The organism is Streptomyces arenae, from assembly GCF_022343545.1.
Classification (GTDB): domain Bacteria; phylum Actinomycetota; class Actinomycetes; order Streptomycetales; family Streptomycetaceae; genus Streptomyces; species Streptomyces humi.
This window is the reverse complement of record NZ_JAKQYH010000078.1, coordinates 43,415-65,226: the sequence shown is the minus strand read 5'-3', so window position 1 is coordinate 65,226 and position 21,812 is coordinate 43,415. Positions and strand designations below refer to the sequence as shown.

General features: G+C 73.4%; 19 protein-coding genes. 9 read left to right on the top strand and 10 right to left on the bottom strand.

The genetic code is table 11. The features are described from left to right. Window positions 1-46: 46 nt before the first annotated feature. The 5 genes from folK to MB828_RS38090 form a co-directional block, all read right to left on the bottom strand. On the bottom strand, window positions 47-658 hold the full coding sequence (gene folK / locus MB828_RS38110) for a 2-amino-4-hydroxy-6-hydroxymethyldihydropteridine diphosphokinase (RefSeq protein ID WP_301652155.1): 612 nt from the start codon (window positions 656-658) through the stop codon (window positions 47-49). After that, window positions 655-1,014: a dihydroneopterin aldolase gene (folB, locus tag MB828_RS38105; RefSeq protein ID WP_046730900.1), complete on the bottom strand. Its 360-nt coding sequence runs from the start codon at window positions 1,012-1,014 to the stop codon at window positions 655-657. Before folB ends, folK begins: the two co-directional genes overlap by 4 nt. Before the next feature lie 290 nt (window positions 1,015-1,304). Beyond that, complete coding sequence (locus tag MB828_RS38100) at window positions 1,305-1,808, bottom strand: nuclear transport factor 2 family protein (RefSeq protein ID WP_301652154.1); 504 nt, start codon at window positions 1,806-1,808, stop codon at window positions 1,305-1,307. Continuing rightward, window positions 1,805-2,737: a dihydropteroate synthase gene (gene folP / locus MB828_RS38095; protein WP_301652153.1), complete on the bottom strand. Its 933-nt coding sequence runs from the start codon at window positions 2,735-2,737 to the stop codon at window positions 1,805-1,807. The genes MB828_RS38100 and folP overlap by 4 nt, the downstream gene beginning before the upstream one ends. Before the next feature lie 152 nt (window positions 2,738-2,889). Next, window positions 2,890-4,701: a phosphatidylglycerol lysyltransferase domain-containing protein gene (locus MB828_RS38090; RefSeq protein WP_133023276.1), complete on the bottom strand. Its 1,812-nt coding sequence runs from the start codon at window positions 4,699-4,701 to the stop codon at window positions 2,890-2,892. A 224-nt stretch (window positions 4,702-4,925) separates the two neighbouring features. Here MB828_RS38090 and MB828_RS38085 point away from each other — a divergent pair, with 224 nt between their 5' ends. Together MB828_RS38085 and MB828_RS38080 are read left to right on the top strand one after the other, a co-directional pair. Then, on the top strand, window positions 4,926-6,053 hold the full coding sequence (locus MB828_RS38085) for an alpha/beta hydrolase (protein ID WP_133023275.1): 1,128 nt from the start codon (window positions 4,926-4,928) through the stop codon (window positions 6,051-6,053). A gap of 130 nt (window positions 6,054-6,183) precedes the next feature. Next, window positions 6,184-7,464, top strand: coding sequence for a hypothetical protein (locus MB828_RS38080; protein WP_301652152.1), 1,281 nt, complete (start codon window positions 6,184-6,186; stop codon window positions 7,462-7,464). A 714-nt stretch (window positions 7,465-8,178) separates the two neighbouring features. On the opposite strand, the gene MB828_RS38075 is transcribed toward MB828_RS38080, so the two are convergent. Both MB828_RS38075 and MB828_RS38070 read right to left on the bottom strand, forming a co-directional pair. Then, the gene (locus MB828_RS38075) at window positions 8,179-9,516 is read right to left on the bottom strand and encodes a PH domain-containing protein (RefSeq protein ID WP_301652151.1); all 1,338 of its coding nucleotides are present in this window, start codon (window positions 9,514-9,516) and stop codon (window positions 8,179-8,181) included. Further along, window positions 9,513-10,016, bottom strand: a complete 504-nt coding sequence (locus MB828_RS38070) for a PH domain-containing protein (RefSeq protein ID WP_301652150.1) — start codon at window positions 10,014-10,016, stop codon at window positions 9,513-9,515. The genes MB828_RS38075 and MB828_RS38070 overlap by 4 nt, the downstream gene beginning before the upstream one ends. 31 nt (window positions 10,017-10,047) lie before the next feature. Here MB828_RS38070 and MB828_RS38065 point away from each other — a divergent pair, with 31 nt between their 5' ends. After that, on the top strand, window positions 10,048-11,199 hold the full coding sequence (locus MB828_RS38065) for an NADH-quinone oxidoreductase subunit D (RefSeq protein ID WP_301652149.1): 1,152 nt from the start codon (window positions 10,048-10,050) through the stop codon (window positions 11,197-11,199). A gap of 71 nt (window positions 11,200-11,270) precedes the next feature. On the opposite strand, the gene MB828_RS38060 is transcribed toward MB828_RS38065, so the two are convergent. Further along, complete coding sequence (locus tag MB828_RS38060) at window positions 11,271-12,293, bottom strand: SAM-dependent methyltransferase (protein ID WP_301652148.1); 1,023 nt, start codon at window positions 12,291-12,293, stop codon at window positions 11,271-11,273. Between the two features lie 118 nt (window positions 12,294-12,411). On the opposite strand from MB828_RS38060, the gene MB828_RS38055 reads away from it, so the two are divergent. Together MB828_RS38055 and MB828_RS38050 are read left to right on the top strand one after the other, a co-directional pair. Continuing rightward, window positions 12,412-13,617, top strand: a complete 1,206-nt coding sequence (locus MB828_RS38055) for a sensor histidine kinase (RefSeq protein ID WP_301652147.1) — start codon at window positions 12,412-12,414, stop codon at window positions 13,615-13,617. Window positions 13,618-13,701: 84 nt separating this feature from the next. Then, window positions 13,702-14,376, top strand: a complete 675-nt coding sequence (locus MB828_RS38050) for a response regulator (protein ID WP_133023268.1) — start codon at window positions 13,702-13,704, stop codon at window positions 14,374-14,376. Between the two features lie 96 nt (window positions 14,377-14,472). On the opposite strand, the gene MB828_RS38045 is transcribed toward MB828_RS38050, so the two are convergent. Both MB828_RS38045 and MB828_RS38040 read right to left on the bottom strand, forming a co-directional pair. Then, window positions 14,473-15,573 (bottom strand): DUF5937 family protein, encoded by a 1,101-nt coding sequence (locus MB828_RS38045; protein WP_301652146.1) that lies wholly within the window; start codon window positions 15,571-15,573, stop codon window positions 14,473-14,475. A 126-nt stretch (window positions 15,574-15,699) separates the two neighbouring features. Continuing rightward, window positions 15,700-16,938, bottom strand: coding sequence for a threonine aldolase family protein (locus tag MB828_RS38040; RefSeq protein WP_301652145.1), 1,239 nt, complete (start codon window positions 16,936-16,938; stop codon window positions 15,700-15,702). 206 nt (window positions 16,939-17,144) lie between these two features. Between MB828_RS38040 and MB828_RS38035 the strand changes: the two genes are divergently transcribed. The 4 genes from MB828_RS38035 to nadC are packed head-to-tail and all read left to right on the top strand — an operon-like array spanning window position 17,145 to window position 21,809. Further along, window positions 17,145-18,110: a Rossmann-like and DUF2520 domain-containing protein gene (locus MB828_RS38035; RefSeq protein WP_301652144.1), complete on the top strand. Its 966-nt coding sequence runs from the start codon at window positions 17,145-17,147 to the stop codon at window positions 18,108-18,110. Next, complete coding sequence (gene panC, locus MB828_RS38030; RefSeq protein WP_301652143.1) at window positions 18,107-19,108, top strand: pantoate--beta-alanine ligase; 1,002 nt, start codon at window positions 18,107-18,109, stop codon at window positions 19,106-19,108. The genes MB828_RS38035 and panC overlap by 4 nt, the downstream gene beginning before the upstream one ends. Next, window positions 19,105-20,826: an L-aspartate oxidase gene (locus tag MB828_RS38025; protein ID WP_301652142.1), complete on the top strand. Its 1,722-nt coding sequence runs from the start codon at window positions 19,105-19,107 to the stop codon at window positions 20,824-20,826. Before panC ends, MB828_RS38025 begins: the two co-directional genes overlap by 4 nt. A 5-nt stretch (window positions 20,827-20,831) precedes the next feature. Further along, window positions 20,832-21,809, top strand: a complete 978-nt coding sequence (gene nadC, locus MB828_RS38020) for a carboxylating nicotinate-nucleotide diphosphorylase (protein ID WP_301652141.1) — start codon at window positions 20,832-20,834, stop codon at window positions 21,807-21,809. The last annotated feature ends 3 nt before the right edge of the window (window positions 21,810-21,812 follow it).

Below are 21,812 nucleotides of genomic sequence, written 5' to 3'. Positions count from 1 at the left end.
TTCCTTCAGCTCCCCCGCAGCGATGTGGTCGTCTCGACCTTAACGACTACTCGGGCAGTCGGAGTTCCAGGTCCCCGCGTGCTTCCACACCGTGCCGCGTGACGGCCGTCAGCAGCTCGGCCACCGGGCCGCGGCCGGGCAGCAGTGCCTCGGGGTCCACGTCGTACCAGGGCGCGAGCACGAACGCGCGTTCGTGGGCGCGCGGGTGGGGGAGGGTGAGCCGCGGGTCGTCGGAGACGACGTCGGCGTACGCGACGATGTCGACGTCGAGGGTGCGCGGGCCCCAGTGCTCGTCCCGCACCCGGTTGAAGGCCTCCTCGATCGCGTGCGCCCGCTCCAGCAGGGAGGACGGCGGGAGGGTGGTCTTCAGCACGACGACCGCGTTGTAGTACGTGGGCTGGCTGCCGGGGGCGACGCCCCACGGCTCCGTCTCGTACACCGGGGACACGGCCTTGATGCGGACGCCGGGGGTGTCCTCCAGCGCGTCGACGGCGCCCTGGAGGGTCTCCAGGCGGTTGCCGAGGTTGGAGCCGAGGGCGACCACGGCGCGTTTGGGGTTGGACAGGGTGGTGTCGGCGGCGTCGACCTGCTCGACGACGGAGGCGGGCACCGGCTGTACGGTCGGGTCGCTGGGCCCGCGCAGGGAGGATGCGGTCATACTCGGCTCCGGGTGATGGTGACGGTGACGTCGTCGAAGGGGACGGTGATGGGTGCGTCGGGCTTGTGAACGCAGACCTCGACCTCTCTTACCCCCTCGTGTTTCAGGCAGGCCTGGGCGATCCGCTCGGCGAGCGTCTCGATCAGGTTCACCGGCTCCCCCTCGACCACGGCGACGACCTCCTCGGCCACGATGCCGTAGTGCACGGTCTTCGCCAGGTCGTCGTCGGCCGCCGCGGGCCGGGTGTCCAGGCCGAGGACGAGGTCCACGAGGAAGGTCTGGCCCTCCTCGCGCTCCTTCGGGAAGACACCGTGGTGCCCGCGGGCCCTCAGGCCGCGCAGCGCGACACGATCCACGCGAATCACTCCTGCAATCGTCGGTGACGGCGCGGACGCATCGCGTGCGGACGATGGACCGGCCACTGACGAATCTACCTGCGGGCACCGACAGTGCCGGGGGTACAGGGCGGTGGCGTGTGCCGGGCGGGCCAGGGTTCACCGCGAGTTTCCCCGGTAGAACCCGGTGGCTCACGGGCCGGTGGCCGGAGCTACCGGCGAGTTCGTGATTCCAGCCACTTCTGCGGCGGGTGCGGGCCGTGGGGGCCGTTCGGAGCACCCGGGCCGTGTCAGGACGAACGTCTTCCTCCTCAGGAAGGGGTGTCCTCCTCCTCGTCCTCGTCGGCCTCGGACAGCACCGGGGAGGCGTGGTGGGACCAGAGCTTCCAGCCGTCGTCGGTGCGCCGGAAGACGTTCGTGGCGACGACCAGCTGCCCGACCAGCGGACCGAGCTCATGGCTGCCCTCGGGGGCCGGGCCGCCGCTGAGGATGTTCTCGGTGCAGGTCACCAGGGCGGTGTCGCCGGTGACGGAGACGTGCACGTCGGTGAGGAAGAACTGGATGTAGTCGGTGTTCGCCATGATCAGCGCGTACGACCTCAGGACCTCGCCCCGGCCGGTCAGCACCGGCCAGCCCGGGTGCACGCAGGAGATCGCGCCGGTGTCGGCCGGGTCGTGGTACTCCTCGTCGACGCCCAGGTCGGCGGGGGTGAGCCAGAGGCCGGAGACGGTTTCGAAGTCCCCGCGTTCCAGTGCCTCGTAGAAGGCGGTGTTGGCGGCCTCGACGTGCTCGACGTCGGTGTGGGGGGCGCTCACCGGGCTCCCTCTGCGCGCTCGGCGCCGGGCACGCCGGGCGTGGCGGGCACGCCGGGCGTGGCGGTCGCCGTGCGCGCGTCTTCTATGGCGCGCGTGACGCGTACCGCGTCCGCCGTGGCGCGCACCTCGTGCACGCGTACCGCCCACGCGCCGGCGTGCGCCGCGAGCGCGGAGACGGCGGCCGTGGCCGCGTCGCGCTCCCGGGCCGGCGGGGGCGCCCCCTCGGGTCCGGCCAGGACCCGGCCGAGGAACCGCTTGCGGGAGGCGGCGACGAGCAGCGGGTGGCCCAGGGCGTGCAGCCGGTCGAGGTGGGCGAGCAGGATCAGGTCGTGCTCGGAGTTCTTGGAGAAGCCGAGCCCCGGGTCGACGACGATCCGGTCCGGGGAGATGCCGCCGGCCAGCACGGCCTCCACGCGCGCGTGCAGTTCGTCGAGGACCTCGGTGACGACGTCGTCGTACACCCCCTTGACGTTGCCGCCCGCCAGGAAGCCCCGCCAGTGCATGACGACGAAGGGGGCGCCGGAGTCGGCCACGGCCGGGATCATGTCGGGGTCGGCGAGACCGCCGCTGACGTCGTTGACGAGTGCGGCGCCGGCCGCGAGGGCCTGCCGGGCGACCGAGGCGCGCATGGTGTCGACGGAGACCACGACGCCTTCGGAGGCGAGGCCGCGGACGACGGGCACGACCCGGCGCAGCTCCTCGGCCTCGTCGACGCGGGTGGCACCGGGGCGGGTGGACTCGCCGCCGACGTCGACCAGGTCGGCGCCCTCGTCCACGAGGGCGAGGCCGTGCTTGACGGCGGCCGTCGTGTCGAACCAGCGGCCGCCGTCGGAGAAGGAGTCGGGGGTCACGTTCACGACACCCATGACCGCGCACCGGTCCCATGCCGGAAGCCCTGTCACCTGGCCACGCCCGCTGTGGTTGCTCATACGTTCAGCGTAGGCCCAGGCCGGGCCCGGGAGCCCGGGTGGCCCGAGCGGAGCCCGCGGGCGGTGGCCTGAGCGCGGCCCGCGGGCGGTGGCCCGAGCGGAGCCCCCCGGGCTGGAGGGGGAGGGGCGTCCGCTCGGGCCGGTCTGTCGGGTCAGGCCGCGCGGATGTCGCGTTCGGCGGCGTGGTGCGGGCAGGGACGGGCCGGGGCGCCGCCGCGGCGCAGGAAGCGCGGCAGCGGCAGGGCGAGGCTCACGAAGCCCTCGGCCTGCATGGCCGCGAGCCCGATGCGCGGGAGGTCGCCGGAGGCCCGGTAAACCACGAAGCGCGGCTCCCAGCGCGGCTGGAACTTGGCGTTGAACTTGTACAGCGACTCGATCTGGAACCAGCGGGAGAGGAAGACCAGCAGTCCGCGCCAGGCGCGCAGCACCGGTCCCGCGCCGATCTTCTCGCCGCGGGCGAGCGCCGAGCGGAACATCGCGAAGTTGAGCGAGATCCGGGCGACGCCGAGTTTCGGGGCGGCCTGGAGGGCGGCCACGATGAGCAGTTCGTTCATGCCGGGGTCGGCGGCACGGTCGCGGCGCATCAGGTCGAGGGAGACGCCGTCGGTGCCCCAGGGCACGAAGTGCAGGATCGCCTTGAGGTCACCGTAGGGGCCGGGTGTCTCGTCGGCCTTGTGGGCGGTGGCGATCAGGCAGTCGCCGTCGGCGGGGTCGCCGATGCGGCCGAGCGCCATCGAGAAGCCGCGTTCGGTGTCGGTGCCGCGCCAGTCCTCCGCGGCGCGGCGGATGCGCTCCAGTTCGGCGTCGCCGAGGTCACGGATACGCCGTACCCGGGTTTCGTAGCCGGCCCGCTCGATGCGCTTGACCATCTGGCGCACGTTGCGCATCGCGCGTCCGGCGAGCGAGAAATCCGCCACGTCCACCACCGCCTCGTCGCCCAGTTCGAGGGCGTCCAGGCCGGTCTCGCGGGTCCACACCTCGCCGCCGGTCTCGGAGCAGCCCATGACGGCGGGCGTCCAGGAGTGGGCCTTGGCCTCGTCCATGAAGCGTTCGATGGCACCGGGCCAGGCCTCGACGTCGCCGATCGGGTCGCCGCTGGCCAGCATCACGCCGGAGACCACCCGGTAGGTGACCGCCGCCTTGCCGCTGGGCGAGAAGACGACCGCCTTGTCACGGCGGAGCGCGAAGTGGCCGAGGGAGTCGCGGGCACCGTGCTTCTCGAGGAGGGCGCGCAGCTGGGCCTCGTCCTGCTCGGTGAGGTGGGCGGCGGGGTGTTCGGGGCGGAACGCCAGGTAGATGGTGGTGACGGCGGTGATCAGGCCGAGCGCGCCGAGCGAGAAGGCGACCGTCCAGGACGTGGAGCCCTCGTAGTCCACGGGGCCCTCGAAGCCGAACAGGCCGTACAGGACGTGCGTGAGGCGGTCGGCCAGGCTCGGGTCGCCGATCGTGCGCTTCGGGTGGGCGCTCACGATGACCAGGCCGAGCGCGAGTGAACCGGCGCTCATCAGGACGAAGTTGGCGAGCGCCCGCCATCGGCTGCGCGGATCGGGCAGCGCTTTGAACTCGTCTCGGTGGATCACGAGCGGCACGAACAGCGCCAGTGAGATGAGCGCGCCGATGACCGAGTGCCGGTACACGAACTGCGAGACCGCGCCGGCGGGCAGCAGTGCCACGGCGGCCCGCCACGCCCGGCGCTTGCGCCGCTTGAGCCCGTGCGCGAGCAGCAGCAACAGCACGCCGGCGCTGAGCGACAGCGCGGCGGCGAACGGCCCGAGCGACCCGGGCAGCACCTCGGCCATGGCGTGCATGCGGCTGTGCCGGAAGCGCGGGAACACGCCCGCCGCGATGTCCAGGACGCCCACGACGGCACACGCCCTGCCGACCAGGGCGGGGACGGCCTCGGGGCGCGGACCACGGACTATGCGCCGCGCCCGGCCTGATCGGCTCGGAACCTCGCCCGACATTTCCCCATCTATCCTGACAGACATCGCATCCCGTAGTTCCGCGAGAGACCTTGATTCCGGTGCCGATTCGGGCATCCGGCGACATTGCGCCCTCTAGGACGGTGTCTCGGGGGGAGAGGTTCACTCCTCACCGGAAAGCCGGTTCAAAGGCCAGGGAAAGCCCGGGGCAAGCCTTGCTGAAAGCAGCGGGCGGCACGGGGGAAAGCGCAGGCAGGAAGCACCTCATGGGTCTCACGAGCAATAAAATGCTGGCATTGACGATCTTGTGCGCCGTTCTGCTGTTCGCAGGCACGGTGTGGCTGTGGCCCCGGCTCGCCCGGCGCAACTGGCGCGCCGTCAGCGGCCGCGTCGGTCTTTTGCTGGCCACCCAGCTGGCGCTCTTCGCGTGCGTGGGGATAGCGGTCAACCAGGCTTTCGGTTTCTACGCGAGCTGGGCGGACCTGATGGGCACCGAAACCGACCAGGGGGTCGTCGTCGACCACACCCCGGGTGGCTCGGCGGCCGGACCGGTCCGGCTGGTGGCGACGTCCGAGGTGCACGGCATGGGCGGTTCGCTGCCCCGGACGGCAGGGCAGATCCAGCAGGTCGACATAGTCGGCCGTACGACCCACATCGCCACGCCCGCGTACGTGTACCTGCCGGCGGAGTACTTCCAGCCGCAGTACCGCACGCGTACGTTCCCGGTGCTGGTCGTCCTCAGCGGCTACCCCGGCACCGCGCGGGCGCTGGTCGACAAACTGCACTACCCGCGCACGGCGCAGCACCTGGTGCAGGCCGGCCGGATGCGGCCGACGATCCTGGTGATGCTGCGGCCCACGGTCGCCCCGCCCCGGGACACCGAGTGCGTCGACGTGCCGCACGGGCCGGGGACCGAGACCTTCTTCGCCAAGGACCTGCCCGACGCCGTACGCGCGCACTACCGGGTCGACGGGAAGCCGGGCGGCTGGGGGATCGTCGGCGACTCGACGGGCGGCTACTGCGCGCTCAAGCTCGCGATGCACCACCCCGGTGTGTACGGGGCCGGTGCCGGGCTCTCCCCCTCGTACAAGGCGCCCAAGGACGCCACGACCGGAGACCTCTTCCAGGGCGACCAGGGACTGAAGAACCGCGCGAACCTGTGGTGGTTCCTCGCCCACGAACCGGCTCCGGACACCTCGCTGCTGGTCACCAGCAGCAAGGTCGGGGAATCCAACTACAAGGACACGCTGAAATTCATCGCGCGCGTGCAGGCCACGAACCGGACCCGGATCTCGTCGATCATCCTCGACAGCGGAGGTCACAACTTCAATACCTGGCGCCGTGAGATCCCCGCGACACTGGAGTGGATCAGCGGGCGATTGGCCGAGCGCTGAACGCGGGCGCCGGCGAAGTCGTGTGAAGACTTCGTTGTCGCCGTGTTTTTACGGCCCCTGGCACCATCATTCGCCTACGCGCGGTAAGTTTCTGGCCATGCCACGTGGACGCCACCGTCATTCCCCGCCCTTGCACAGGCTGTTGCCTCCTTCGGCGATCGCCGGTGTCTCCCTCGTCTGCGCCCTGGGCCCCTGGTTGTTCTCGGATCGGACGGTGCTGCGCACCCTGGCCGCGATAGCCGCGGCCACCGCCGCGGTCGGCGCCGCCGTCATGCGCCGCTGGGACAGCGAGGCGGGCAAGCAGGTGGCCGACCTGTCCCGCGCGCGGGCGAGCGACGAGTGGCGCCACGAGGAGCGGATCGCCGAGCTGGAGACCGACCTCGAGGAGTCGCGGGAGCTGCGTACCAAGCTGGAGCAGCGGCTGCGCGCGAAGCGGACCGAGCTGGCGGGCCTGCGTAACGAGCACGCGTCCCTGCTGCGCCGTTACGCCACCGCCGAGACCGAGCGGGCCAGCGCGCTGGAGGGCCGCCGCCTGCTGGAGATCGAGGCCGCCGAACCGACGAACGCGCTGCCGGCCGCCCGGAGCGGGGACGACCCCGCGGAGCCGACGGACGAGGCGCCGACGGACGGTGCGCTGACGGACGGGGCGTCGGCGGCCGAGGACGCGGCCGAGGGGACCGCTTCCGAGGAGAACGCTCCCGAGGGGACCGCTCCCGAGGTTCCCGCGGTGTTCTCACCGGCGGGTTCCAAGCTGTTCCTGCGGGCCAAGGTGGCACTGGCCCGGTTCGACGAGGGCGACGCCCCGGCGGTGGCGGCCGCCGCCGACGCGGACACCGAGGCCGCGCCGGAGCAGGCCACCGAGCACGCGGCGCCGAAGGCGGCGGCCGCGCCGGAGGCCCCGGAGGACGAGGCACAGGGGAAGCCCGAGGCGGCCGACGGGCACACGCGCGCGGCCGCCGACACCCCGGCCGCGCCGGAGCCCACCGCCCCGGCGGCGGAGGCCGAGGAAGACGTCCGCGGCACCGAGGAGGACGTCCGCGGCGCTGAGGAGGACGTGCACGTCAGCACGGCGCCGTCCGCCAACTCCGTGCAGCCCTCCGGGCACTTCACGGTGCCGACCGCCGTGGCCGTGCTGCCGGCCGCGCCCATCCCGCGCCCGCTGGTCACCGGCGGCTTCGACTTCTTCGGCACGCAGAAGGGCGCTTCGTCGGGCGGCCTCGACTCCATGCACAACGAGGACCTCGCGGACGTCGTCGGCCAGGAGGCGCTCGCGCTCCACAAGGCCGAGTCCGAGGCGGACTTCAAGCCCGCGGACCCGGAGTCCCGGGGCGTCGGCCAGGTCATCGACCTGACCGCGCACGACGAGACGGAGCAGATCAACCTCGGAGGCCTACGCAGCGCCGCGTCCTGAAGCAGCGCCGGGTCCTGAACACGCGGCGATCCTGAGCCGGGGCACCCCACGGGGCGCCCCGGCTCAGACCGTTCCGGGCCCGACGGGTCGCCGTTCGGGTGCGCCCGCGCACCTGAAGGGGCGCTTCCCGCACCACCGCCGAAGGGGCGGGCAAACTGCGCGCCCAGCGACGACGGCGCCGCACCCGGCCGATGAGCCCCCGTTCGTTCAGGGCTTGCGGTCGTCGAGGGCGCCCCCGAAGGGGCGCGGGGAACTGCGCGATCGGCCACGGCGGTGCCGCACTCGACCGATGAGCTATCCGTTCGTTCAGGGCTTGCGGTTGTCGAGGGCGCCCCCGAAGGGGCGCGGGGAACTGCGCGATCGGCCACGGCGGCGCCGCGCCCGACCGATGAGCTATCCGTTCGTTCAGGGCTTGCGGTTGTCGAGGGCGCCCCCGAAGGGGCGCGGGGAACTGCGCGATCGGCCACGGCGGTGCCGCACTCGACCGATGAGCTATCCGTTCGTTCAGGGCTTGCGGTTGTCGAGGGCGCCCCCGAAGGGGCGCGGGGAACTGCGCGATCGGCCACGGCGGCGCCGCGCCCGGCCGATGAGCTATCCGTTCGTTCAGGGCTTGCGGTTGTCGAGGGCGCCCCCGAAGGGGCGCGGGGAACTGCGCGATCGGCCACGGCGGCGCCGCACCCGGCCGACGACCTGTCGGCCCCAGTGCTCTGGGCGTCAAGCCATCCAGCGGTCCGGGCGGGCCGAGCGGCGGCCCGTCCGTGAGCGTTCGGCCTGCTCGCGCAGCAGGCCCGCGGCCTCCTGGGCGTCCCGCAGGCGGGCCGTGACGGTCTTGTTGGCTCCCGTGTCCACGTGGACGTCCGCGAGCCGCCACAACCGCCCCCACGGCCCCTGCGTCACCCGTACGCTCTGGACCTTGGCATGCGGCACGAGCGACAGCTTCCGGCGCAGCAGTCCGTGCCGCGCCGCGAACACCGCGTCCGTGACCGCCAGACCGTGGCCGCGCCACCACAGCGGGACGCACCAGCGGGCCCGTCGCGGCGGCCGCGACAGCTCACCCGGCACGGTCACCCCGGCCAGCACGCGCGCGACGACGGACTCGGCCACCGCGCGCGGGGCGACCGGCACCAGCACGGAGTTCTCCGACCCGGCCACGTCCAGCTCCACCCGCACCCAGCGCAGCGGCCGCCACAGCAGCGGCGCCACGATCCGCACGGTCTGCACCCGCCCCGGCGGCACCGTCTCGTGGGTGCGGTCCAGCAGCCCGTGGTCGATGCGCAGCCCGTCCGGGGACTCGGCGAGCGTCCAGTCGTACTCCGAGACGAACCGCCCCACGCTGGCCGTGGCCGCCGCGCCGAGCAGCGGCAGGGCGGTGGCGAGGACCGTCCACACACTGTGCGTGGCCAGCCACAGCAAGGGCGGTACGACGAGCGCGGCGGCCAGCGAACCCCACGTGGCGCCCGTCAGCACGAGCGAGAGCGCCAGCTTGGCCGGCGGCACCCGCATCAGCTCGTGCGCCGGTGCCTCGCCGACCTCGTGCGCCGTCTCGGGCGCGAAACCGGCGGCGCGCGCGAGCAGCTCCGCGCGCAGTCTGCGTGCCTCGCCCTGTCCCAGGAAGGCGAGTTCGTCCTTCTTGTCGGTGCCGACGACGTCTATGCGCAGCTTGGCGACGCCCGCCACGCGCGCGAGGAGCGGCTGGGTGACGTCGACGGCCTGGATCCGCTCCAGCCGGATGTGCGCGGTGCGCCGGAACAACAGGCCGGTGCGTATGCGCAGTTCGCTCTCGGTCACCGCGAAGTAGGTGAACCACCAGGTGAGGAAGCCGTACAGGGAGCCCGCGGCGACCAGGACGGCGAGTCCGCCGAGCAGCATGGTCGTGGTCAGCCTGGTCAGCTGTTCCTGCGCCTGGTTCGGGTCGTGCACGGCCCAGCCGGCGATCACCGCGACCGGCGCCCAGGCCCGCCGGAACGGTGTCACGGGGTGCAGCCGGCGCTCGGCGACGATCCCGTCCGGCCCGTCCGGGCGTATGGCGTCGTCGACGCCGGACGTGCTCACAGGCCCGCCGATCGGGCCTCGCCGAGCTCGGTGAGCCGGTCGCGCAGCCGTTCCGCCTCGGCCGGGTCGAGGCCCGGGATGGTCGCGTCGGTGGCCGCGGCGGCGGTGTGCAGCTGCACGCTGGCCAGCTTGAAGTGCCGCTCGACGGGCCCCGAGGTCACTTCCACCAGCTGCATCCGCCCGTACGGCACCACGGTCTCCTCGCGCCACAGGACACCACGGCTGATCAGCAGGTCGTCGGCCCGCTCGGCGTACCGCCAGGACCGCCAGTTGCGGCCCAGCAGCACCCAGCCCCACGCCAGCACGGCCAGCGGCAGCAGCGCGAACGCCGCCCACACCGCGCCCGCGAGCAGGCCCAGCAGCAGCCCCACGGCGAGGGCGGTCAGCCCCAGCCACACCACCAGCAACAGCCGGCGCATCCGGAGCAGGCCGGGCGGCAGCCCCGTCCACACCGGCTCGGTCCCCGTGGTCTCGGCGCCGGCGGCGCTCCCCGTCTCCATGCGCCCAGCGTACGTAGGGGAGACTGGGTGCATGACTCCTACGACGGAGACCACGGTCGGGATCGGCGGCGCCGCGGAGAGCACCGACATGGTGCTCAACATCGGCCCCCAGCACCCCTCCACGCACGGCGTGCTGCGGCTGAGGCTGGTGCTGGACGGCGAGCGGATCGTCTCCGCGGAACCGGTGATCGGCTACATGCACCGGGGCGCCGAGAAACTCTTCGAGGCGCGTGACTACCGGCAGATCATCATGCTCGCCAACCGTCACGACTGGCTGTCGGCCTTCTCGAACGAGCTGGGCGTGGTCCTCGCCGTCGAGCGCATGCTCGGCATGGAGGTGCCGGTCCGCGCGGTGTGGACGCGCACCCTGCTCGCCGAGCTGAACCGGGTGCTGAACCACCTGATGTTCCTCGGCTCCTATCCGCTGGAGCTGGGCGGGATCACGCCGGTCTTCTACGCGTTCCGCGAGCGCGAGGTGCTCCAGAACGTCATGGAGGAGGTCTCCGGCGGGCGGATGCACTACATGTTCAACCGCGTGGGCGGCCTCAAGGAGGACCTGCCGGCCGGCTGGACCGCACGCGCGCGTGCTGCCGTCTCCGCCGTGCGCTCCCGGATGGACGTCTTCGACGACCTGGTGATCGGCAACGAGATCTTCCGGGGGCGGACGCGGGGCGTGGGTGTACTCGCGCCGGAGGCCGTGCACGCGTACGGCGTGAGCGGGCCCATCGCGCGCGCCTCGGGCGTCGACTTCGACCTGCGCCGCGACGAGCCCTACCTGGCGTACGGCGAGCTCCAGGACACCCTCCGGGTGGTCACCCGGTCCGAGGGAGACTGCCTGGCCCGCTTCGAGTGCCTCCTGGAGCAGACGCACAACGCCCTGGACCTGGCCGACGCCTGCCTGGACCGGGTCGCCGAGCTGCCGCCCGGCCCGATCAACCAGCGGCTCCCCAAGGTCCTCAAGGCGCCCGAGGGCCACACCTACGCCTGGACCGAGAACCCCCTCGGCATCAACGGCTACTACCTGGTCAGCAAGGGCGAGAAGACCCCGTACCGGCTGAAGCTGCGCTCCGCCTCGTACAACAACATCCAGGCCCTGACCGAACTGCTGCCGGGGACCCTGGTGGCGGACATGGTGGCGATCCTGGGGTCGATGTTCTTCGTCGTCGGGGACATCGACAAGTAGGCGGCGGCACGTAGGCAGCGGCACGTAGGCAGCGCCAAGCCGGCTGCCACAGCACGGCGCCGAGCCGGCTGCTACAGGAGTGCGTCCTTGATCCCGACCGGCTGGACCAGCCAGCCGAAGTCACCGAGGCCGCCGGAGGCGGTGAGTTCGGCGGCCTCGCCGCTGACGGCGAGCGCGCGTACGTAGGCGGCGGGGTGCGTGGAGGCGAGCGTGAGCGGCGGGCGGGCGCCGACCACGCCCAGGGCGCGCAGGGCGTCGCGTTGGGTGCACAGCAGCGCCTCGGGCAGCCTGAGCGCCGGGTCGAGCGCCGCGCACGCGTCCAGCGCGACGTGCGCCGTGATGTCGCACGCCCCGTCCGGCACGGGCGCCGTCCCACGCCCCCTGCGGAAGCCGGTGAGCGTCCCGAAGGCCGGACGGGCGGCCGCGGTGTGCGCGTAGTCCACGGCCACCGCGAGCCCCCGCTGGAGGCTGGTGACCGCGGACGCCCACGCCTGGTCCCGGGACAGGCCGATCTCCGCGCGCAGCCCCGGCTCGGCGCCCAGCGGCCACCATCGCGCCAGCCACTCCGCGTCCGCGCCCGACACCGGCTCGCCCAGCAGCTCGGTGCCGTCCCGCCGGACGAGCACCAGCCGGGCCACCCCGGCGGGGTCCACCTCGGCGACGTCGACCGGGACGTTGTCCAGCCACTCGTTGGCGAACAGCAGACCGGTGACCGTGCGCGGCAGCTCGGTCAGCCAGGTGACCCGGTCGGGGACGCGGGCCGGGCGGTCGGCGATCTCGACGGCGTACGCGCGCGTGCGGGCCGCCACCTCGGCGGGCAGCGCGGCGAGCACACCGGTGACCAGTTCGCCGCGGCCGGCGCCCATGTCGACGAAGTCGAGCTCCTCGGGGCGTCCCAGCGCCTCGTCGACCCGGCACAGCAGCTCGGCCACCGCCTCGGCGAACAGCCGCGAGGCGTGCACCGACGTACGGAAGTGCCCGGCAGGGCCCTCCGGGCGGCGGTAGAAGCCGCCGGGGCCGTACAGGGCCGCCTCGGTGGCCGCACGCCAGCCCCGGGCGTCGTCGGCCGTCTCTCGCGTCGCCTCATCCGTCACCGGGCCAGACTAGGCGCACAGGTGATCACCTTCTCCACCTTGCGGAGTACGCGTGCGGAACAGGGATCGGCCCTCCGGTTGACCCCTGCACCTATCACGCTTCCCTACTCTGGGTTACGTGCAGCGCCTCTATGACTTCCTCCGCAGGCACCCGACATGGGTCGACACCTTCTGGGCCGTCGTCCTGTTCGGGCTCTCCGGCGCGAGCGCCTGGAGGCTCGCCCTGGGTCCGGACCACCACGGCTCGACCGCCGCCATGGTCGCCGTGTCGGTCGTGATGGGCGTCGTCGTCGCGCTGCGCCGCCGGTTCCCGGAGCGGATGCTGCTGCTGGCCGCGGCCACCGGCCTGGCCCAGCTGGTGCTGGACGTGGAGACGACCGTCGCCAACTTCGCCATGCTGGTGATCGTCTGCACCAACGCCGCGGTGGGCGCCCGCTGGGCGTCCCGGTTCGGCCTGTACGGCGGCCTGTGCGCGGCGCCCCTGGCGGAGATCCGCTGGCCGCAGCACGACGCGAGTCTCCCCGGCCATGTCGCGATCGTGCTCTTCCAGACGGTGCCGTTCGTGCTCGCCTGGGTGCTCGGCGACTCCATGCGCACCCGCCGCGCCTACTTCGCGCAGCTGGAGGAGCGTGCCGCCCGGCTGGAGAAGGAGCGCGAGGCGCAGGCCAAGGTCGCGGTCGCCGCCGAGCGCGCCCGCATTGCGCGCGAGCTGCACGACGTGGTGGCGCACAACGTGTCGGTGATGGTGGTCCAGGCCGACGGCGCCGCCTACGTCCTGGACGCCGCCCCGGACCAGGCGAAGAAGGCCCTGGAGACGATCTCGTCCACCGGCCGGCAGGCCCTCGCCGAGATGCGCCGCCTGCTGGGTGTGCTGCGTACCGGCGAGCACAAGGAGGTCGGCGAGTACGTCCCGCAGCCCGACGTCGAGCAGATCGACGACCTCGTCGAGCAGTGCCGCACCTCCGGACTGCCCGTCGACTTCAAGGTCGAGGGCACCCCGCGCCCGCTGCCCAGCGGCGTCGAGCTCACGGCGTACCGGATCGTGCAGGAGGCGCTGACCAACACCCGCAAGCACGGCGGGCCCAACGCGGGCGCGAGCGTGCGGCTGGTGTACTTCGACGACGGCCTCGGCCTGCTGGTGGAGGACGACGGTACGGGCGCCCCGCACGAGATGTACGAGGAGGGCGGCGCCGACGGCCAGGGCCACGGCCTGATCGGCATGCGCGAGCGGGTCGGCATGGTGGGGGGCACCCTCGACGCCGGCCCCCGCCCTGGCGGAGGATTCCGCATCAGTGCCCTGCTGCCGCTCAAACCGGCGCACTGACACTGACGCACGCCCCCGGTTGACACCTGTCACGCCCCGGAGAATCCGGGCGTAAACAGACGAACGGAAACGGAAGAGGAGCCGATGACGATCCGCGTGATGCTCGTCGACGACCAGGTGCTGCTGCGCACCGGGTTCCGGATGGTGCTCGCCGCCCAGCCGGACATGGAGGTCGTCGCGGAGGCGGGCGACGGCGTCGAGGCCCTCCAGGTGCTGCGGTCCACCGAGGTGGACGTGGTGCTGATGGACGTGCGCATGCCCAAGCTGGACGGCGTGGAGGCCACCCGCCGCATCTGCGTCGAGCCCGATCCGCCCAAGGTGCTCATCCTGACCACCTTCGACCTCGACGAGTACGCCTTCTCCGGGCTGAAGGCGGGCGCCTCCGGCTTCATGCTCAAGGACGTGCCCCCGGGCGAGCTGCTGGCCGCGATCCGGTCCGTGCACAGCGGTGACGCCGTCGTCGCGCCCTCCACCACGAGGCGGCTGCTCGACCGGTTCGCGCCGATGCTGCCCTCGGCCGGCAAGGAGCCCCGGCACCAGGAACTGCAGCGGCTCACCGACCGTGAGCGCGAGGTCATGGTGCTGGTCGCGCAGGGCCTGTCGAACGGCGAGATCGCGGGCCGGCTGGTGCTGTCCGAGGCGACCGTGAAGACCCATGTGGGCCGCATCCTGACCAAGCTCGGGCTGCGCGACCGCGTCCAGGTCGTCGTGCTGGCGTACGAGACCGGGCTGGTCCGGGCGAGCGGCGGACGCGGCTGACACCCTTCGAGCGCGCTGCCCCCTTCGAGCGCGCTGCCCCCTTCGCGGGCGCTGCCCCCTTCGCGGGCGCTGCCCCCCTCGCGCGCGGCTTGCGGGCTAGCGGAGTATGCCCTCCAGGAAGTCGCTGCCCAGGCGGGCGACGACCGTGACGTCCAGCTGGTGCAGCACGTACCGCCCGCGGCGGCGCGTCGTGACCAGGCCCGCCTTCTTGAGCACACCCAGATGCCGGGACACCTCGGGTGCCGACAGACCGTGCGCCTGCGCCAGCTCGCTGGTGGTGTACGCGCTGCGCGCCAGGTACCGGCACAGCCGCATCCGCACGGGGTGGGAGAGCGCGGCCATCCGCAGCGTCAGCTGCTCCACGGACGCCGGAGAGGCCAGCTCCGGCGCATCGGCCGGATAGTGCAGCACCGGCTGCCAGCCGAACCGGTGCAGCACCATCAGGTGCGGCCAGCCGAGGCTCGTGGGCACCAGCAGCAGCCCGTCGGCGTCCGTCACCGCGTGCCCGTCGGTCAGCTTGTCCACGATGATGCGCGAACCCGTCCCGTCCAGCGTCACGGACGGCGAGACCGCGGTCAGCGCCTCGGCCAGCCCCTTGCGCCGCAGCAGCTCGGTCTTGTGCCGGGCGTCGGCCGCCAGCTGGTGGCGCAGCCGCGACCAGGCCTCGTCGAAGAACGCGGTCGCGCAGTCCTCCAGGAACCGGCGCAGCCAGGCGCGCACGCTCGGCGGGTCGTCGAGCAGGCGCTGGGCGAACCGGACCTGCCGGGGGCCGCGCGAGGCCGCCACCTCCAGCGCCCGCCGACGCACCACGGGGTCCGCCAGGATGTCCGGTGCCCGGGTGTCGTACGACCACACGCAGGTGAACTCCAGGGCGGCGTCCACGAACTGGGCGTCCGTCAGCTTGTCCAGCTGGTCAAGTTCCTCCGCGAGCGTCCCGGCCGGCACCGCGCCCGGCAGGCCCGCACAGGGCAGGAACAGGTCCGAGAACGTGGACCGCCACAGGAAGTCCGCCTCGGACATCCGGTCCGCCAGGTCCGGTTCCAGGCGCGCGGTCACGCCCGTCACCCAGCCCTGGAGGCCGGGGTGGTGCCCCGGCTCGGACAGCGCGTGCAGCGCCATGCCGAGCTCGGCCAGCGGTGAGGGCACGACAGCGACCCGCTCGGGCCGCAGCCCCGCGATGTCGATGCGTACGCTCATGTCCCCATCGTGCACCCCGCCACTGACAACGCCCCGCCGGCCTGGCCACGTGCGGCCGCCCCGCGAAGAACACGCTCCCCTGGGCCGCCCTCAGGCGTTCCCGCGGCCATGGTTCGGGTCCTGGCTTCAGGAAAGCGGCGCCTCGGGCAGGCGGCCCGCGAAGTCCGCGACCGCCGCCGCTACCTCCTGCGGCGTCCAGTCCAGGCCCGCCGCCGCCACCGTCACCTCGGTCATCGAGACGCCCGGGCCCTTCGCGTTCCAGAAGCCGGCGAACAGGTAGGTGCCGGTCTCCTCGGCCTGCCGGAGCGACACCTCCGTGAGCACCTCCGCGTCGTACGGCAGCCAGACCTGGAACTGGTGGGTGTGCGGTTCCCCGGGGTGCACCCGGGACCAGGGGACGCCGGTCTCCCGGAGCGCGTCGCGCAGCGCCCTGGCCACCACGCGCGCGTGCCGTACGTACTCCGGCAGGCGGGGCAGTTCACGGTCCAGCCCGATGAGCGCCGCGAGGGCGGTCGGGAACTGCTGGAAGACCATCCCGCCGTACCGGTGGCGCCAGGTCTTCGCCTCCTCGACCAGGCTCCCGGGGCCGGCCAGCGCGGCCCCGCCGATACCGCCCAGGGACTTGTAGAACGACACGTAGACGCTGTCCGCGAGGTCCGCGATCTCGGGCAGCGGCCGCCCGAAGTGGACGGTGGTCTCCCACAGGCGCGCGCCGTCGAAGTGCACCACCGCGTCGCGTTCCCGGGCCGCCTCGACGACCTCGGTGAGCTGCTCCCAGGAGGGCAGCACGAAACCGGCGTCCCGCAGCGGCAGTTCCAGCATCAGGGCGCCGAACGGCTCCTCGAAGTCGCGTATCTCCTGGGCGGTGGGGAGCCGGGGCTCACCGGTGACACGCACCGTGCGCAGGCCGGCCACCTCGCGGAAGGCGTCGAGTTCGTGCACCTCGGGATGGGCGAGGGCGTGCAGGGCGACCGTGGGGCTGCCGGTGCGGGCCGCCCAGCAGCGCAGGGCGACCTGCTGGGCCATCGTGCCGGTCGGGAAGAACGCGGCGGCCTCCGTGCCGAGCAGGTCCGCGACCCGCTTCTCCAGGGCCTCGACGACACCGTTGCCGTAGATGTCCACGGACTCGTCCAGGTCGTAGGCCCCAGGGGCCGCTTCCTGGAGCCGCGCGAGCTGTTCCCTGAGGGTGGCGCGCAGGTTCACGCGCGCGAGGACGCGTTCCGCCGTCCGGTAGGCGGTCGCGCGCCGCTCCTTCAGCCGTTGTTCGGCCGACAGGGGTGTCTCCGGTCGCTCGGTGCCGCGGATCTCGTCCCCGGGGGTGTCGCCCGGGCCGGTTCCGTCCTGGGGGGTGGGCTGGTCGCTCATGCCCTGGATGATGCCGTGGCGCGGGTCCGTGCGGCCCGGCTTTTTCCGCCCGGCGGCATCCGGCGCCCTGTCCCGGCGGTGTCCGCTGCGGTGTGACGGGTCACCCACAGCCTGTGGACGGCCAACTGGGCCCGGACCCGATAGCGTTAACATGACGAGAAATCGTCCGGTACCCAGAGCGGACTGGAACGGGAAGGCACTGCCGCGTGAGCACAGTCCAACAGCCAGATCCCAGCGACCGCCCCGCACGGCTCACCGTGGGCGTCGTCGGCGCCGGCCGGGTGGGCCCCGCGCTCGCCGCGTCCCTGCGGCTCGCGGGCCACCGTCCGGTGGCCGTCTCCGGCGTCTCCGACACCTCCCGGCGGCGCGCCGAGGCGATGCTGCCCGACGTCCCGCTGGTGCCGCCCGCCGAGGTGCTCCAGCGTGCCGACCTGGTGCTCCTGACCGTCCCCGACGACGCGCTGCCCGGCCTGGTCACCGGCCTCGCCGAGACCGGCGCGGTGCGCCCGGGTCAGCTGCTCGTGCACACCTCCGGACGCTACGGCGCGAAGGTCCTGGACCCCGCCCTGCGCGTGGGCGCGCTGCCGCTGGCCCTGCATCCCGCGATGACCTTCACGGGGACACCGGTGGACGTGCAGCGGCTGGCCGGCTGCTCGTTCGGCGTCACCGCGCCCGAGGAACTGCGGATGGCGGCGCAGGCCCTGGTCATCGAGATGGGCGGCGAACCTGAGTGGATCTCCGAGGAGAACCGCCCGCTCTACCACGCGGCCCTCGCTCTCGGCGCCAACCACCTGGTCACCCTGGTCGCCCAGTCCATGGAGCTGCTGCGCACCGCCGGTGTCGAGGCCCCCGACCGGATGCTCGGCCCGCTGCTGGGCGCCGCCCTGGACAACGCCCTGCGCTCCGGTGACGCGGCGCTGACCGGGCCGGTCGCGCGCGGGGACGCGGGCACCGTCGCCGCGCACGTCACGGAGTTGCGCAGGCACGCCCCGCAGGCCGTCGACGGCTACCTGGCGATGGCCCGCGCGACGGCCGACCGTGCCCTCGCGCACGGCCTGCTGAAGCCGGAACTCGCCGAGGACCTCCTCGGCGTCCTCGCGAACCGTGCCGGTCACGCGAACGGCACCGACGGCATTGACGGCACCGAAGGCCCCGAGGGGAACGCCCGATGACCACCGCCCTGCTGAGCACCGCCGACGAACTGCACGCGCGCGTACGCCGCGGCCGCCGCGCCGTCGTGATGACCATGGGCGCCCTGCACGAGGGCCACGCCACGCTGATCCGCACCGCGCGGGAGATCGCGGGCCCGGACGGCGAGGTCGTCGTCACGGTCTTCGTCAACCCGCTCCAGTTCGGGGCCGGCGAGGACCTTGACCGCTACCCGCGCACGCTGGAAGCCGACCTGAAGATCGCCGAGCAGGCGGGCGCGGACGCCGTCTTCGCCCCCTCGGTCGACGAGGTCTACCCGGGCGGGCAGCCCCAGGTCCGGGTCACCGCGGGCCCGATGGGCACCCTCCTGGAGGGTGCCTCGCGCCCCGGTCACTTCGACGGCGTGCTCACCGTCGTCGCCAAGCTGCTGCACCTCACCCGCCCCGACGTGGCCCTGTTCGGGCAGAAGGACGCCCAGCAGCTGGCCGTGATCCGGCGCATGGTGCGCGATCTGAACTTCGGCATCGAGATCGTCGGCGTGCCGACCGTGCGCGAGAGCGACGGACTCGCGCTGTCCAGCCGCAACCGCTACCTGTCGGCCGACGAGCGGCGCACGGCGCTCACGCTCTCCCGTGCGCTGTTCGCCGGCCGCGACCGGCACGCGGCGCAGGAGGCACTGCGCGCGCGGGCCCTCGAAACGCCGTCCACGCGCGCGCGTGCCGAGGCCCTCAGCGCCATAGGGGAGTCCCGCGCCGCCGCCGACGCGCACGCCGTCGCCAAGGCCGTGCCGAACGCCGCCGCGGCGGTCCGCGCGGCCGCCCGTGCGGTCCTGGACGAGGGCGTGCACTTCGACCCGCCGCTCGAACTGGACTACCTCGTCCTGGTCGACCCCGCCGACTTCACCGACATCGACGACGACTTCACGGGAGAGGCCGTCCTCGCCGTCGCCGCCCGGGTCGGCGGCACCCGGCTGATCGACAACATCCCCCTCACCTTCGCCGCCCCCGGAGCCGCCTCGTGACCAGCACCGGCATACGACTGCACGCGCCCGCCCCCGGCTGGTCCATCGACGCGGACGTGGTGGTCGTCGGGTCCGGCGTGGCCGGCCTGACCGCCGCCCTGCGCTGCGAGGCCGCGGGACTGACCACGGTCGTCGTCACCAAGGCGCTCCTCGACGACGGCTCCACGCGCTGGGCGCAGGGCGGCGTCGCGGCCGCCCTGGGCGAGGGCGACACCCCCGAGCAGCACCTGGACGACACCCTGGTCGCGGGCGCCGGCCTGTGCGACGAGGAGGCCGTACGGATCCTCGTCACCGAGGGCCCCGACGCGGTACGACGGCTCATCTCGACCGGCGCCCACTTCGACACCGACGCGGACGGCGGCATCGAGCTCACCCGCGAGGGCGGCCACCACCGGCGCCGGATCGCCCACGCGGGCGGCGACGCCACCGGCGCGGAGATCTCCCGCGCGCTGGTCGAGGCGGCCCGCGCGCGGGGCGTGCGGATGATCGAGAACGCCCTGGTGCTGGACCTGCTGACCGACGCCGAGGGGCGCACGGCGGGCGTGACCCTGCACGTGATGGGCGAGGGCCAGCACGACGGCGTGGGCGCCGTGCACGCCCCCGCGGTGGTCCTCGCCACCGGCGGCATGGGCCAGGTCTTCTCCGCGACCACCAACCCCTCGGTGTCCACGGGGGACGGCGTGGCGCTCGCGCTGCGCGCGGGCGCGGAGGTCAGCGACCTCGAGTTCGTGCAGTTCCACCCCACCGTGCTGTTCCTCGGCGCCGACGCGGAGGGGCAGCAGCCGCTGGTCTCCGAGGCGGTGCGCGGCGAGGGCGCGCACCTGGTCGACGCGGCCGGCGTGCGCTTCATGGTGGGGCAGCACGAGCTGGCCGAGCTGGCGCCCCGGGACATCGTCGCCAAGGGCATCATGCGGCGCATGCAGGAGCAGGACGCCGAGCACATGTTCCTGGACGCCCGGCACTTCGGCGCGGACATGTGGGAGCACCGCTTCCCGACCATCCTGGCCGCCTGCCGGGCGCACGGCATCGACCCGGTGACCGAGCCCATCCCGATTGCGCCGGCCGCGCACTACGCCTCCGGGGGCGTGCGCACCGACGCGCGCGGGCGCACGACCGTGCCGGGGCTCTATGCCTGCGGAGAGGTCGCGTGCACCGGCGTGCACGGCGCGAACCGGCTCGCGTCCAACTCCCTCCTGGAGGGACTGGTCTACGCCGAGCGCATCGTCGCCGACATCACGGAGCGCCACGCGGCGGACCGCCTGCACGCGCGCGTGCCCGTCCCGGTACCGCACCCGGACCGGCCCGCGCACCCGCTCCAGGTCCCCGAGGCCCGGTTCGCGATCCAGCGGATCATGACGGAGGGCGCCGGGGTGCTGCGCTCGGAGGACTCGCTGGGCAGGGCCGCCGAGCAGCTCCAGCGCCTGCACACCGAGGCCCGCGACGCCCTCGACGAGAACGGCAAGACCGCCGAGCCCGGCGTGGACACCTGGGAGGCCACCAACCTCCTGTGCGTCGCGCGCGTGCTGGTCGAGGCGGCCCGCCGCCGCGAGGAGACCCGCGGCTGCCACTGGCGCGAGGACCACGCCGACCGCGACGACGCACACTGGCGGCGGCACATCGTCGTACGGCTCAATCCGGACCGTTCGCTGGCCGTACGCACCACCGACACCGCAGACTTCCCCCCTACCCGGCCGCACCAGCCATCCCAGGAGCAGTGACAGACGTGAGCACCAACGACCTTCCCCTCGCCGACGGCGGCGGCTGCGGCGACGGCTGTGCCTGTGGCGCCGAGGGCGACGAGGAGTATCTGGAGTGCGGGCTCGACCCCGCGCTCGCCGAACTCCTCGCCGCCGCCGGACTCGACCCCCTGGAGGTCGAGGACATCGCCAACGTGGCCATCCAGGAGGACCTCGACAACGGCGTGGACGTGACGACCGTCGCGACGATCCCCGAGGAGGCCGTGGCGACCGCCGACTTCGTCGCGCGCGAGGCGGGCGTGGTCGCGGGCCTCCGGGTCGCCGAGGCCGTGGTCTCCGTGGTCTGCACCGACGAGTTCGAGGTCGAGCGGCACGTCGAGGACGGCGACCGGGTCGAGGCCGGGCAGCCGCTGCTGTCCGTCACCACGCGCACCCGCGACCTGCTCACCGCCGAGCGCAGCGCGCTCAACATCCTGAACCGCCTGTCCGGCATCGCGACCGCCACGCGCGCGTGGGCGGACGCCCTGGAGGGCACGGACACGCGCGTGCGCGACACCCGCAAGACCACCCCGGGGCTGCGCTCCCTGGAGAAGTTCGCCGTGCGCTGCGGGGGCGGCGTCAACCACCGCATGTCGCTCTCCGACGCGGCGCTCGTCAAGGACAACCACGTGCTGGCCGCCGGTGGCGTCGCCCAGGCCTTCAAGGCCGTCCGCGAGGCCTTCCCCGACCTGGCCATCGAGGTCGAGGTCGACACGCTGCATCAGCTGCGTGAGGTCGTCGACGCGGGCGCCGACCTGATCCTGCTGGACAACTTCACGCCCGGGGAGTGCGAGGAGGCCGTCGCGATCGTGCACGGGCGCGCGCTCCTGGAGGCGTCCGGGCGGCTCACCCTGGACAACGCGCGCGCGTACGCCGACACCGGCGTGGACTTCCTGGCCGTCGGCGCCCTGACCCACTCCTCGCCGATCCTGGACATCGGCCTGGACCTGCGCGCGGCGGAGTGACGT

Coding starts and splice junctions, on each gene's coding strand:
- panC (WP_301652143.1), top strand. CDS start 18,107: ATGACCACCGCCCTGCTGAGCACCGCCGACGAACTGCACGCGCGCGTA.
- MB828_RS38065 (WP_301652149.1), top strand. CDS start 10,048: ATGACTCCTACGACGGAGACCACGGTCGGGATCGGCGGCGCCGCGGAG.
- folK (WP_301652155.1), bottom strand. CDS start 658: ATGACCGCATCCTCCCTGCGCGGGCCCAGCGACCCGACCGTACAGCCG.
- MB828_RS38085 (WP_133023275.1), top strand. CDS start 4,926: ATGGGTCTCACGAGCAATAAAATGCTGGCATTGACGATCTTGTGCGCC.
- folP (WP_301652153.1), bottom strand. CDS start 2,737: ATGAGCAACCACAGCGGGCGTGGCCAGGTGACAGGGCTTCCGGCATGG.
- MB828_RS38045 (WP_301652146.1), bottom strand. CDS start 15,573: ATGAGCGTACGCATCGACATCGCGGGGCTGCGGCCCGAGCGGGTCGCT.
- MB828_RS38050 (WP_133023268.1), top strand. CDS start 13,702: ATGACGATCCGCGTGATGCTCGTCGACGACCAGGTGCTGCTGCGCACC.
- MB828_RS38070 (WP_301652150.1), bottom strand. CDS start 10,016: ATGGAGACGGGGAGCGCCGCCGGCGCCGAGACCACGGGGACCGAGCCG.
- MB828_RS38040 (WP_301652145.1), bottom strand. CDS start 16,938: ATGAGCGACCAGCCCACCCCCCAGGACGGAACCGGCCCGGGCGACACC.
- MB828_RS38090 (WP_133023276.1), bottom strand. CDS start 4,701: ATGTCGGGCGAGGTTCCGAGCCGATCAGGCCGGGCGCGGCGCATAGTC.